The organism is Dolichospermum flos-aquae CCAP 1403/13F (assembly GCF_012516395.1).
GTDB lineage: Bacteria > Cyanobacteriota > Cyanobacteriia > Cyanobacteriales > Nostocaceae > Dolichospermum > Dolichospermum lemmermannii.
The window spans coordinates 1,007,544-1,020,700 of sequence record NZ_CP051206.1 but is presented as its reverse complement, the minus strand read 5'-3'; the positions used below and the strand labels follow the sequence as shown (position 1 = coordinate 1,020,700).

General features: G+C 38.8%; 11 protein-coding genes. 2 read left to right on the top strand and 9 right to left on the bottom strand.

Features of this window, described 5'->3' with window-relative positions:
- The first annotated feature begins 585 nt into the window (after positions 1–585).
- A complete protein-coding gene (gene pyk / locus HGD76_RS05265) occupies positions 586–2,355 on the top strand; it encodes a pyruvate kinase (RefSeq protein ID WP_168695165.1) in 1,770 nt (589 codons plus the stop codon).
- Between the two features lie 657 nt (positions 2,356–3,012).
- On the opposite strand, the gene HGD76_RS05260 is transcribed toward pyk, so the two are convergent.
- The 7 genes from HGD76_RS05260 to HGD76_RS05230 all read right to left on the bottom strand — a co-directional run bounded on the left by HGD76_RS05260 (position 3,013) and on the right by HGD76_RS05230 (position 10,404).
- On the bottom strand, positions 3,013–3,864 hold the full coding sequence (locus HGD76_RS05260; protein WP_168695164.1) for a hypothetical protein: 852 nt from the start codon (positions 3,862–3,864) through the stop codon (positions 3,013–3,015).
- A 25-nt stretch (positions 3,865–3,889) separates the two neighbouring features.
- Positions 3,890–4,729 carry a hypothetical protein gene (locus tag HGD76_RS05255; protein WP_210967728.1) on the bottom strand — a complete coding sequence of 280 codons (840 nt, stop codon included), beginning with the start codon at positions 4,727–4,729 and terminating at the stop codon, positions 3,890–3,892.
- 18 nt (positions 4,730–4,747) lie between these two features.
- Positions 4,748–6,196 carry an IS4 family transposase gene (locus tag HGD76_RS05250; RefSeq protein WP_168694730.1) on the bottom strand — a complete coding sequence of 483 codons (1,449 nt, stop codon included), beginning with the start codon at positions 6,194–6,196 and terminating at the stop codon, positions 4,748–4,750.
- 260 nt (positions 6,197–6,456) lie between these two features.
- The gene (locus tag HGD76_RS05245) at positions 6,457–6,765 is read right to left on the bottom strand and encodes a hypothetical protein (RefSeq protein WP_210967727.1); all 309 of its coding nucleotides are present in this window, start codon (positions 6,763–6,765) and stop codon (positions 6,457–6,459) included.
- Between the two features lie 508 nt (positions 6,766–7,273).
- Positions 7,274–8,251: a DnaJ C-terminal domain-containing protein gene (locus HGD76_RS05240; RefSeq protein WP_168695163.1), complete on the bottom strand. Its 978-nt coding sequence runs from the start codon at positions 8,249–8,251 to the stop codon at positions 7,274–7,276.
- Between the two features lie 253 nt (positions 8,252–8,504).
- Positions 8,505–9,014 carry an AAA family ATPase gene (locus HGD76_RS05235; RefSeq protein WP_015078890.1) on the bottom strand — a complete coding sequence of 170 codons (510 nt, stop codon included), beginning with the start codon at positions 9,012–9,014 and terminating at the stop codon, positions 8,505–8,507.
- Positions 9,015–9,114: 100 nt separating this feature from the next.
- Complete coding sequence (locus tag HGD76_RS05230) at positions 9,115–10,404, bottom strand: glucose-1-phosphate adenylyltransferase (protein WP_168695162.1); 1,290 nt, start codon at positions 10,402–10,404, stop codon at positions 9,115–9,117.
- Between the two features lie 239 nt (positions 10,405–10,643).
- Between HGD76_RS05230 and HGD76_RS05225 the strand changes: the two genes are divergently transcribed.
- The gene (locus HGD76_RS05225) at positions 10,644–11,966 is read left to right on the top strand and encodes a DNA methyltransferase (RefSeq protein WP_015078892.1); all 1,323 of its coding nucleotides are present in this window, start codon (positions 10,644–10,646) and stop codon (positions 11,964–11,966) included.
- Here HGD76_RS05225 and HGD76_RS05220 read toward each other — a convergent pair.
- Positions 11,963–12,664, bottom strand: a complete 702-nt coding sequence (locus HGD76_RS05220; RefSeq protein WP_168695161.1) for a type I restriction endonuclease — start codon at positions 12,662–12,664, stop codon at positions 11,963–11,965. The two genes, HGD76_RS05225 and HGD76_RS05220, sit on opposite strands and share 4 nt — an antisense overlap.
- The gene (locus HGD76_RS05215; RefSeq protein WP_041457682.1) at positions 12,661–12,897 is read right to left on the bottom strand and encodes a helix-turn-helix domain-containing protein; all 237 of its coding nucleotides are present in this window, start codon (positions 12,895–12,897) and stop codon (positions 12,661–12,663) included. Before HGD76_RS05215 ends, HGD76_RS05220 begins: the two co-directional genes overlap by 4 nt.
- Positions 12,898–13,157: the final 260 nt, after the last annotated feature.

Sequence of the window (13,157 nt, the reverse complement as noted above, 5' to 3'; positions counted from 1 at the left end):
CCGACTTCGCACCCCAAAAGGACTTTCACCCAACACTCAGATGTCTTCGACTCTTCGAGAATATAGTTTTATTTTATGGGCAATTTACCATGAATGATAAAATTTGGCTATAAAATTACCAGAAGTTTACCAATAATCTTAATACATTTATCTATATTTGGTAATGTCTGTTTATAAAATCAGTGAAGTTTACCAATACTATTAATGTTAGTTAAGAGTAAAGTTGTGTAAAGCAAGATTTATCCACAGTCCTGTTGAAGAATCCATAAATGAGGTTATGATTCTTTGCTAAACCAGGGCTTTTAGATAAAAAACCCTCCCAGAGGAAGCTTGCCAATCAGATTAGTGTACGATATCAAATCTATACCATGATTAGCTCTCTAACTGCTTATAACATTGATATGGTAGTGACTGAAAAAGAGAGTCCGTTTAATTCATACCCATTTGTAAAATGATGACGATAAATGGAAAAATGATTTGCTGATACAGTCAGTCTTTCATGATCCAAAATGTCAAATCTCAAATGGTATGAGAAAACATGACGATAAATTCCCAGGTAGATCCCAAAAATCTTGAACCCAGCCCATGACGAAATTAAGAGATTCTCAGCGCCGAACTAAAATTGTTGCTACTATTGGACCTGCTACCAGCAGCCCAGAAATGCTAAAAGCGATCATCGAAGCGGGTGCAACAACCCTGCGGCTAAACTTCTCCCACGGAACTCATGCTGACCATCAGCGTAGTATTCGGTTAATTCGGCAAACTGCTTTTGAACTGAATAGACCAGTAGCAATTCTGCAAGACTTACAGGGTCCAAAAATCCGCTTGGGTCGGTTTGAAACTGGCTCTATAATTCTAGCAAAAGGCGATCGCTTCACGTTAACAAATCGCCTCATCGAAGGAACACAGCAAATAAGCTGCGTTACCTACGATTACTTAGCAGATGAAGTTCCCGTTGGTTCAAATATCCTCCTCGATGATGGCAAAGTCGAAATGGTAGTGGAGGAAATTAACCACGAAAAAGGTGATTTACATTGTCGGGTTACAGTTCCCGGTAAACTTTCCAACAACAAAGGTGTTAATTTTCCGGGAGTTTACTTATCCATTAAAGCCATGACCGACAAAGACCGAGAGGATCTGATGTTCGGTCTAGACCAAGGTGTTGACTGGGTAGCCCTTTCCTTTGTCCGCAATCCCCAGGACATTATCGAAATTAAAGAACTAATTTCTAGCACCGGCAAAAATGTGCCTGTGGTTGCCAAAATCGAAAAGCACGAAGCTATCGAACAAATGGAAGCAATTCTGTCTTTGTGTGACGGCGTAATGGTTGCCAGAGGTGACTTAGGGGTAGAATTACCTGCCGAAGATGTACCCGTACTGCAAAAGCGGCTGATTGCTACAGCCAACCGTTTGGGAATTCCCATCATTACCGCCACCCAAATGCTCGATAGCATGGTCAGCAACCCCCGTCCCACCCGTGCGGAAGTATCTGATGTCGCCAACGCGATTTTAGACGGTACGGACGCGGTCATGCTTTCCAATGAAACCGCTGTTGGTAGTTTTCCAGTGGAAGCTGTAGCTACTATGGCCAGAATTGCTGAACGCATTGAACAAGAAGAAACCCTGAACACCAACTCCCGTCTGTCACGAGATAACAGGCGTTCTATTCCCAATGCGATTAGCCAAGCTGTTGGTCAAATTGCGGAGAATTTGGGCGCGGCAGCAATTATGACTTTGACACAAACCGGGGCTACAGCCCGCAACGTTTCTAAGTTCCGTCCCAAAACCCCAATTTTAGCCATTACACCTCATGTTAATGTGGCACGACAGTTACAGATGGTATGGGGAGTAAGACCGCTGTTGGTGCTAGAATTACCTTCTACGGGTCAGACGTTCCAAGCGGCTATTAATGTTGCCCAGGAAAAAAACCTCCTAACTGAAGGTGATTTGGTGGTCATGACTGCTGGTACACTTCAGGGCGTTTCTGGGTCAACGGACTTGATTAAAGTAGAAATAGTTACTGCCGTACTCGGTCAGGGAATTGGTCTAGGACAAGGTTCTGTGAGTGGCCGCGCTAGGGTAGTTCATAATGCTATGGATGCCAGTAATTTCAACCCTGGTGATATTTTGGTGGCATCCCGCACTGGTGTTAATTACGTGGAAGCAATTCGCAAAGCCGGGGGGATTATTACTGAGGAAGAAAGTCTCACAAGTCACGCCGCTGTTATTGGTTTACGTCTTGGTGTGCCTGTGATTGTGGGTGTCAAGGAAGCGACACAGGTAATTAAGGATGGGGCGATTTTGACTTTGGATATGCAGCGAGGTTTAATTTACTCTGGTGCTGTGGGAACTTAAATTCAATCGCTAATCTAATAATCTCATAGCATTAGCACTGCCCCGACTATGAAACAGATAAGTGGAAGCAGTGCTTTTTATTGACACTCTGCGGTCTAAAGACACGCAGATTCTTTAAGACTTGCTTAAAAAGGATAGTCAATTATCCTCCTAGACGCTCAAGGCAACTACCAGTACGACAGGTATTGCAATTGCGCTTACTTTTGATTTTTTTTTGCTGCTTTTGTGAGTCCATCAATTTTTAATGTTAAACGCTCCATGATTTACCATTGCTTGTTTACCCAGGCTACGGCTATGCCGAGACGAGATAAATCAGGGGTTTCTCCTTAATAAAACACTTCTTTGCGCTGATGGTTATTCCTACTTGCTAATTAATTCTATCATGTCACCGCGAATAAATTCGCCGTTGGCACTTCCTCCACTGTCTAAGAGGATGTTTGAAAAGTGGTATTCCGTAATTTTCATCACATTGCTACCCCCCTTTCCCCTTGTAAAGGGGGGAAACAATAAAAATCCAGTTCCCTCCCCTTTACAAGGGGAGGGTTAGGGTGGGGTAAAAAATATTTGATACATCAACCATAACTTTTCAAACACCCTCTAAAGCCAAGTGGCTTCCGTGCCTTTCGTTCTATTTGGTGATACTTTTGTGATGGAGTCTTATTGAATTGACGTTCTTAATTCTTGGAGAACTTTAGCAATACCAACGAAATCGGTATCCTTATAAAGTTTCCTGAGATTTTCTGCCTCGCTGGTGAGAATAATGCCATTGTAGGCAACAATGGCATCGTTCAGCTTGTTGATATCTACATTTATTGCTGCACCAAATTGAGCAATAACAAGAATAGGTTTCAAAGCTTTATTACTAGCTACTAGCTGTCCTGATGTTGCTTGAGCTATAGGCAGATTTGATAAGGAAGCTTTAGTAGAACCAAACAACCCATCCAGGGCTGCGACTAATGCCTGTGCTTTTTGTGGGGAAATACCCGCAGTAGTTAAACTGTCTGTCAGGGCAACTGCTGCTGCTTGTGATCCAGCACCGCCTGTCAGCAGTGAAACAACGTTAGCACCACCACCGCCTGTTGTACTAAGAGTCTGAATAATAGCAGCAGCCGACTGATTCACAGCAACCTGAACTTGCGGTGGAAGAGTGATCACAACAGAGTTTCCCGTTGCACTGTTTGTCACAGTGACGCTACTTGAAGTTGATGCTACGGTCGCTGTTGAAACTGGAATCGTTGTACTAATTGCCGATAGTTCACCTGTTGTGGAAACACCAGTAGTAATGCCGAAAGAAACACCTGGTACTATGATAGAAGTGATGGTCTGTCCTGTTGGTGTTGATATTACTGGAGGATTGGAGACAGTGCTAGTTTCTGAAACCCCAGTACTAGCACCACTGTTAGTGCCGGCTGTACCACTGGTATTTTGGGCTTGGTTTGGTAATTGCCAAGCCAGTGCCAATAGAGGACTGAGACTGAGGGAAAAAAGGAAATTTCTGATTGTCAACATGATGATTACTTAAATATTGAGGTGTTTATTTAGGTAAAAAATTGAAACCATAACCTATGCTTAAGGCAAAAACTGTGCCACCAGTGCTGTTACCTGTTAGATCAGCACCTTGGGCTGTAATTGTTAAGGGTAAAGTCGGTACAGGAATAAAGGAAGCCCCAATGTTCAAACCAACTCCACTCCAACCTAGACCCACACCTACTTGGGGATGAACTTGCACACCGACTCCAGTAAATACACCCGTACTGTCATCACCTTGGCGGAAGTCGCCGCCCCCAACCCCTAATGAGAAGGAGATAGGCATTTTATTAACAGGATCATTAGGCTTTAACAGGGAGTAAGTTGTTACCACACCATAGGCGGTGGACGGTCTAAGAGGTTCACGACTAGCTTTAGTCTTATACTGAGCAAAAGCTCTCCAGCCGGCAGCTACAGCAACTTGATTAGTTCCTTTGGCATAGACAATGCGGTGAGCTTTGAGGTTAAAACTGCCATTGCTACCAAATCTTTTGATACTACCGTTGTTGAAGGACAATTCCAGACCAACTGTTTTTTGGGAGTTACCTAAACCAACACCGAGGCCGATACTTCCGTCTATATCTCTTAGACGGTCACCTCTCGTACCAGCGGTTGCCCCTGTTGCTCCTATGAAAGCGTCACCTATATTAGCTCCGAAGGCACTAGTACCGGCAAAACTGAGTCCTGGTGCGTAAGTTGGCTTAGGCTTGACGATTTTAGCCTTGATTAGGGGTTCAACTAATAACTCTTGACGGATTTTATTGAGATCATTGGTATCACTGTCAGCATTTTGGGCAATTAGTTGTTTTTGCCCAGGAGTAGATTCAACCTTTGGTTTTAAGTCCAATACCCGTGAATGAAATTGTCAAACTGCTTGTGGGGGAAGGATTTTCAAGTCTTTTTCTATATCTCTGATTTCAGATTTATGGGAAGAGTTTTTGCGCTTGAATTTGGACATTTTAATTTTGACAACACGGGGATTAATACGTTTTCGTCGGGGGCGATCAATTTCAGACTGGGAAATTAATGATAATAAATATTGATGTTGAATTTCTCGTAATTTTAAGGATGAATGGCTGATGAGTTGTACTAAATCTATAACTAGTTGCAAAGATTCAAGAAAACTAAGGAGTAAAGGATTTTTATTATATTCGTTAGCAGATTGGTAAATTAAATCGCGGAGTAGATTATAAGCAATTAACATAGCATAAAGTTCTTGTTCGACTAATTCAGATGTTTTGCTCCGAAAAATAGTGGGCATTTGTCCTTTGAGCGTAGCACATTGATGTGTTTTTATTTCACAGAAACTAATTTCCACCTCCCATCTGCAATGATAGTGAATAATTAATTCTTTGGCAGAAATATTAGGGTCAATAATACTAGTAACTAAACGACGAGGGAGAAAACCAGGAATTTGATATTCAATAACTCGGACAATGATACTTTCCTGATTCCATTGTTTATGCGATTCTGTAGATTTTTCTAAATTGAGAATTTTGCCATTAATTTCTGATAAATAACTTCCATCTGGATATCTAGCCATGTATCCATCTGGCAAACGAGAATCAGAGATAACAGGTAGTTTAACATTAGAAGCTACCCTAAGTAAAAAGTCGCATTCTTTTGTACGAATACTAAAAATAGTTGCAAAGGAATATAAACCAGCATCTAATAAAAATAATAAGTTTTTCTGGTTAAATTGTGCCAGTAATTTAGTCATTAAAGTCCTTTCACCAGTTCCTTTACCTTGGCTCGAACCATAGGTAAAATCTAGGATCAGGCGTGTTGATGCTGATATTAATGTGACTATTCTCAGCATGGGAAAAGCACTTTCTCCTCGACCACATTTAGACTTCCCAAATTTATCACGATTACTTTCAGTATCAGGTGTCGTACCTGTGGAACCATCAAATATTACTGTAGTCCATTTATGAAAGTCATATTTCAATGTTGTCAAACTAGAAGTGAGTTTTTTAAATATTAGTTGAAAAACTGTTAATCCTATACGAACTCTGGCATGACTCATAGCACCTTCAGAAATAAGTTGTTTTGGTAGACAACAGGATAACCACCTCAATCCTGATATCATCCAATCCATTATTCCTAAATAACTTAAATCACGACGGATAGTGGAGAGAATTACAAACCAAATGACAAACGTTGGTACTAGAATCGTTCCTTGACGACATTTACTTGATGAAACACTCGCCAAAGATTCTTTGATAATAGTTGATAAATGTTTTGCAATTGGTTGCAGATCATATTCTGTCGTAAACTGAGTAAGCATCTGATGATGTTCTTTTTGAATTCCCATACAAAACTGTCAAGGATGACTTGAAATAAACTCTTATAAAGCTTAAATATTCTTTCATATTTTGTCAATATATACTATCAGGCTACTCATTTTGGAGCAGGAATAAAAATTCTCGACGAAAAAAATGACACATTTATGATTTTTTAAATTTGATTTCAAATAATTGACAAGATTGATGATTTATAAATTCAAGAAAAATCTCATGATCATATAATTTTAGATACATTTTGCCTGGAGTTTAGACTAAACTGAAGTTATTTTTATGCCTTAATATTTGCAGAATTAATATTAGTAATTATTTGTAGGCTATTAATTTCATTCACGGGTATTGGTTTTAAGTCTGCGGCTGTGAATACTCGTTTGGTATCGGCTAAAGAAGTGGTTGTTGCAGTTTTATCTGTAATTAAGTCATTATTGAGATTTGCTGCTACCATGTCATCTGCCGCAGATGCGGAATTAACTGAGATAGTTGTTCCCAGCAGTAAGCTTGGTAAGGTTAGCCATAAACTCAAGTAGACAAAATGTCTGAAATAATTGACTAGCCTAATAGAATGCTTTTTTATCTTCAAAATATTACTCCTCACAAGATATTGTCTGTCAATCCAAAAATGACGGGTAAAGGCAAGCAGGGGGAAAAGAGGGGCAGGGGGAGTAGGGGAGGGAAAAACAGAAGTTTTTTCCGATCATTACCTGTCAAAATAAATTTGAGGAACTACTAGGTTCGCTTTGGGTACTTATTCAGCAAACCCTAACTAACTATTTTGTGTATAAACCGACAAAGACTTGAGCAGACACTTGTGATTATACAGGGAATGTAACTTTAAAAGCAAGCATTAGATACTGTCCGTTTGCTGATTTTGAGATCCAAAGGGGAATTAAGGCCTTGATGCAAAAGGAACTCAGTGATTTTCAAGTAATTCGGTAATGATTGTTAAAATTTATGATCATTCCAGAAGGCTTGTAGAGGCGATTATTTAAGGCACAGGCATAGCATAAATCATAAAATGGTAAAAATCCTATAAGGAATAGAAAATAACATTTATAGATCGTTGTTTACGGAAATACCCTCAATAATATTTACAATTTAACTTGTGCTAAATGACTACGGGGGTTATAGGTACGGATAGCTCGAATTTTTTCATAGTATTCCCGCTCTTGGGGTGTGAGGTCTTTTGGGGGAGCGATCGCTACTTTCACAAATTGATCACCACGTCCGCCTTTAGCTACAGGCCAACCCTTACCACGTAGGCGCAGAGATTGACCAGAACGAACTCCCGCAGGTAGCTTAACACTGACATGACCATCGGGTGTGGGTACATCTATCGCTGCACCTAATGTGGCTTCATCAGGGGTAATTAAGACTTCGCAAACCAGATTGTCCCCTTCAAGTTGGAAAAAAGTATGGGGTTGTAATTCTACTTTTAAGTATAAATCTCCCCGTTGTTGACTCATGGGGTTAATTTGGCCTTTTCCTTTCACCCGTAGACGAGTCCCAGTTTTAGCGCCACCAGGAATACGCACATCAATAGTTTCGCTGCCTAAACTAAAGCGTTTTTGAACACCGGAAAATGCTTCGGCAAAAGTTAAAATAATTACAGCTTCTGTATCTTGTGTACCACCAGCACCGCCATTTTGAAGACCAACATCGTTAAAACCGCCACCTGGTCTACCTGGAGAAGTTCGATAAGAGTAACTTTGTCGTCCGCTGCCAGGACCTGCACCACCAAATAATTCAGTTAAGAAGTCATTAAAACTGCCGTATTGACCAAAATCAACTCCGCCCATATCCCCAGGACCACCACCGGGAAAACCTTGACCGGCTTGTTTCCAATATTGACCAAATTGGTCGTATTTTTTGCGTTTATCTGGGTCAGATAATACCTCGTAGGCTTCATTAACTTCTTTAAATTTGGCTTCAGCCTGTTTGTTATTGGGGTTAACATCAGGATGAAATTTACGGGCTAGTTTCCGAAAAGCTTGTTTAATTTCTTCTGAAGTGGCGGTTTTACTAATTCCTAACATTGCATAATAGTCTTTAAAGTCGGTTGCAGCCATCTACTAGCCTCCTGTATAAATTTAGGTTATGTTTTTTTTCTAAGATATGAAATTTACTATTAATCAACCTTTGTGGGGGCTGAGTTTTTTCTGTGGCCTGTTTCCTTTTATTTGGTCTAGTACAGCACGGCGCAAATAAACCAACCATTCTTAATCGCCAAAAAGCTTGCTGAATATTACTTTTGACTTCCGCCTTGCGGTACTAGTGCCAGGCAAAAGATTCTGATGTTAAACTAACAAACAATTGCCAAAATTAAGTGTGGTTCTTGCTGAATGTACTGGCGCAATTCCCGTACTCTTGCCATGATGAACAGAAAATAAGTTCATCTATTCCTTCTTCTTTACTGGGGGGAGCATCCCGGAGTTGACGGGACATTCGGAGAATTATCTCTTCAGGAACTTGGCGAATCCGGCTTTGATTCCTTGCTAAACATAGCCAAACTGGAGTTCTCACCCAAACCCCCATAATATAACTAAAGCCACAATTACGGGCTAGGGTAATCACTTCCCGGCGATTTTTCCTTTGGGCGTTGGTAGCATCGAAAATCACCCCTTTATCTGCGGTTATGGCTGTTTGCAATTGTTGTTCCAGTTCCCGCCAAATTAGCAGCCAAGGTCCTTGAATTGCTTCTGAACCAAAAAGCTGCCCCCGGATAGCATCTGTGGAAATTAGCTGCATCTGGGGGCATTCTGTGAATAATTGTTTTGCTAGGGTTGATTTACCGCTACCAGGAAGACCAATTAGCAAAATTAATTTAGTCATAGGGAATAGGGAATAGGGAATAGGGAACAGGGAACAGGGGACAAGAAAGATAAATCATCCAATTACCAATTACCAATTACCAATTACCAATCACTACTAACTAAATGATTGTACCATCAGGAATTACAGCATTTTTGAGAACAACAACAATGCCGCTACGGATGTAGAAGCCTTGCTTTTCTCGTTCTGCTTCTTGGATGTTGTCTTTATTGATAATTTTCACATTGTGACCAATGCGGGCATTTTTATCAATGATGGCACGGCGAATAATGGTGTCTGTACCAATACCGACGGGAATATCATTTTCCTCTAAACTGCATTGTCTTTCAACAGATGGTTGATAATAGTCAGCGCCCATGATCAGGGTTTCTTCAATTACAGATCCTGATTCTATGCGCGATCGCACTCCCAAAACTGAATGTTGAATGCGACAATCTTTCAAAATACAACCGTCACCAATCATAGATTCTGTGATTTGGCAATTCAGCAGTTTAGAAGGTGGTAAATAACGAGCGCGAGTATAGATTGGTGCTGCTTCATCGTAGAAGCTAAAGGGAGGAAGGGGTTGCTTCGTCAGGGCTAAATTAGCCTCATAAAAAGATTCAATTGTCCCAATATCTTCCCAGTAGTCATCAAATAAGAAGGCTTGAACGTTGTGATCTTTAGCAGCTTCGGGAATAATCTCTTTACCAAAATCAGTTTGTTCTAAAGATTGTTTCAACAACTTAATCAAAACATCTTTTTTAAAGACATAAATCCCCATGGAGGCGATATATGGCTGTAATGCGGCTTGTTCTTTTGTCAATCCCAATATGGTGGTATCAACACGCATTTGTGCTAAAGCTTCACCTTTGGGTTTTTCGCTAAAATCAATTACCCTACCTGAATCATTAATTTTCATCAAGCCAAAATCGGAGGCGCGACGATCATCCATGGGAATGACGGAAAGTGTAATATCAGCATTTGTATCTCTATGCCGCTGGATAAACTGCCGGTAATCCATGCGGTAAAGGTGATCACCGGAAAGAATCAGAAATTCTTCTACATCCCACTCTTGTAACATCCAGATGTACTGACGCACAGCATCAGCCGTACCTTGGAACCAGTTGGGGTTTTCTGGGGTTTGTTGTGCTGCTAACACTTCTACAAACCCATCACTAAACCCACTGAAGTTGTAAGCACGGGCGATGTGACGATTCAGAGAGGCTGAGTTAAATTGAGTCAGGACGTAGATTTTGAATATTTCGGAATTGATGCAGTTGCTAACAGGTATATCTATGAGACGATATTTCCCGGCCACTGGTACTGCTGGTTTGGCGCGGAGTTTAGTTAACGGATAAAGCCGGGTCCCCGCACCCCCACCCAGAATAATTGCTAAAACTTTTTTCACAAAATTTCTCCCAACTGCCTTTCACTCTCATCTCCAGTTTAGGACTGTATGTAACAACTGATAAAGGGGGATCAAAGAATCTTAGGGATGAATTTTTGAGATGGTAGTAAATTAGCCAAAATAGAACTTATGTACTATAGTGGTGGGTGGCAGGAGAGTCTAAATTTATAGTTGAAGCAGTATTGCCAATATGAACATTTTGTGCTACTTTTAAGTAGCAATTTACTATTAAAGTTATCATGTTTCAACAACTATCACTATTTGAAGATAGAAATACTCATATTGCTAACTGTTTTTATAGAAGCATTGAGGAGTCTGGTTTTAACTATCAAGAAATTGATATAGGTGATATCACATTTAAAGCAGGACAAACAGAGTCAGTACATAGATGGTATCGGCTGACCCCTAGCTATTCGCCAAATTTAGTTCGCTTTTTTATTGATATATTTAAAATTAGTAAAGATGATTTTGTCGTTGATCCATTTAGTGGTAGAGGCACAACAGTTATTGAATGTCAGAAGCATGGAATTAAGGCTATGGGAATTGAGATTAATCCTCTACTTCAGCAAGTGGGAAATAAGTCGTTACTATGGAATATTGATAATACGCATTTAATTAATATTTATCTTGAAGAAATATTTGATACGATTAAAAAATATCAGACATTTTCACTAGAAGATGTTATTGAGATATTCAATACCAGAGTTCCAATTATTCATAATGTCTTTCGTTGGTGGAAAATTCATGTGTTAAAGAATTTGATTATTTGCCGTGAGATAATGAATCAGGAAAAATATAATCCTATTTCTGAATATATCTGGTTATCTTTGAATAAAGCGTGTTTAGATTGTGCAAATATTCATAGAAATCATCCAACTATTACATTTGATGATAATCATCAGAGGGAGATAGATGTTTATTTGGAAATTAGTACAAATCTCCAGAACATAAAGGAAGATTTGATCAAGCTCAATCAAAAGCAAATATTATTTTCAAATTTTAACTCCATTATAGTCGGTAATTCCACAAACAACTTACAAAATACGATTATTAATCGTTCTATAGATTTTGTAATTACTTCACCTCCCTATCCAAATCGTTATAGTTATATTCATCAAACCAGACCTCAATTGCATTTCTTAGAACTATTAGAAGATATTAGTGAAGCTACGGAAATAGATTTACAAGCAATAGGTGGAACATGGGGTAGAGCGACTTCAATTTTACAGAAGGATTTAATTATAGTTCCTGATGAGATTAAGCCATATCTTTCTTACTATGATGAGCTTAAAAATCAAAATATCTTGATGTGTAATTATGCCACCAAATACTTTATTGATTTGTGGAAACATATAAAATGTTTAAAACAGAGCGTATCCAGAAATTTTCAAGGTGTTTACGTTGTGGGTAATTCTAGGCTCTCAAATGTAGAGATATTTACAGAGGTGATTTTGGGGCAGCTTTTTCAACACGAGGGTTTTGAAGTTGAGAAAATAATTTCCTTTAGGAAAAGGGGTGGTAAAAAACGTTTGTATGAAACAGCAGTATGTATTAAAAATTAGAGAAAATATGAGAAAATATTATCTATCTCTTTTTTCAACAACTCTGAATTTATCTGAAGGAAATTATAAAGGTCGAAACCAGTAATAGTATGAACTAAATCAAAACTGTTTCTTCCTTCATAGAGTTCCCAACTCTTTGATAATCTAAGTACAGGGCTTTTTAAAGATGTATTGCAGAAAATTAACATTACAGGCAGAATTTCGTAAGACTTCAAAGCCAAGGACATATCATAATCAGCCTGAATTCTTTTAGAATCACCAATTTGATAGCATGAACGGACTTCAAATCCTATTCCTTCATATTTAATCCAATCTGAGGGAATATTTTGATTGAACTTATCTTTTCTGATTAATCCATCAGTGGATCGAACCTGGTCACGTTTACCAATTTTAACATTGACACTAAAGTGTAGTTCATTCTCATTTAATCCAAAACTCTCTTTTAATAAATAGGCAAATAAATTCTCATACATATCACCAAGTTTGCGATGTAAGGAGGTTACAAGATTTCCTCCCACTCTGGCAATAATGTATCTTTCGTCGTCCAAACCTAAAGAGCCAAAAGCAGGATCATTAGCTATTAATTGCTGAAATTCCTCTTTGTTATTGACACCAGAATAGCTTTTATAAGGTTTAAATTTTGAAACTTTTCTAATATTTACTATAGCTATATTCAGTAAATCATCTTCATTTATCATTTTGTGTTTTCTCCATTTTCTATTGGATTATCAAACAAATCTTTAGCTGTAACTTGAAGAGCATCAGCTAAACGAAAAATATTCATTAAACTAATATTTCGTTCACCTCGCTCTACAGCACCAATATATGTACGATGTAAGTCAGATTTTTCAGCCAATTCATCTTGGGAAAGTTTTAAACTTTTTCTGAAATAGCGAACTCTGATCCCAAAAGCGTCCATTCTAGCATCCATATTTAAAAAATGTGTGCTTCAATAGAGTAAACATTTTACCTCATCAAAACCAAATTATTATATAATTTTATCTGACCTTGACTCTGGTTATAAAAAATTATGGCTTTCAATTTAGACCTGATTTAGCTCATTTCCTTTACCCAGAAATAGCGATCGCAAAAAACTGTATTTGGGGCTTGACAATTGATTTAAAATTTGTTATCATAAAATTGATAAGGAAGAACTATCTTGAAATAAAACCAATTATTCGTGAGGTTTGA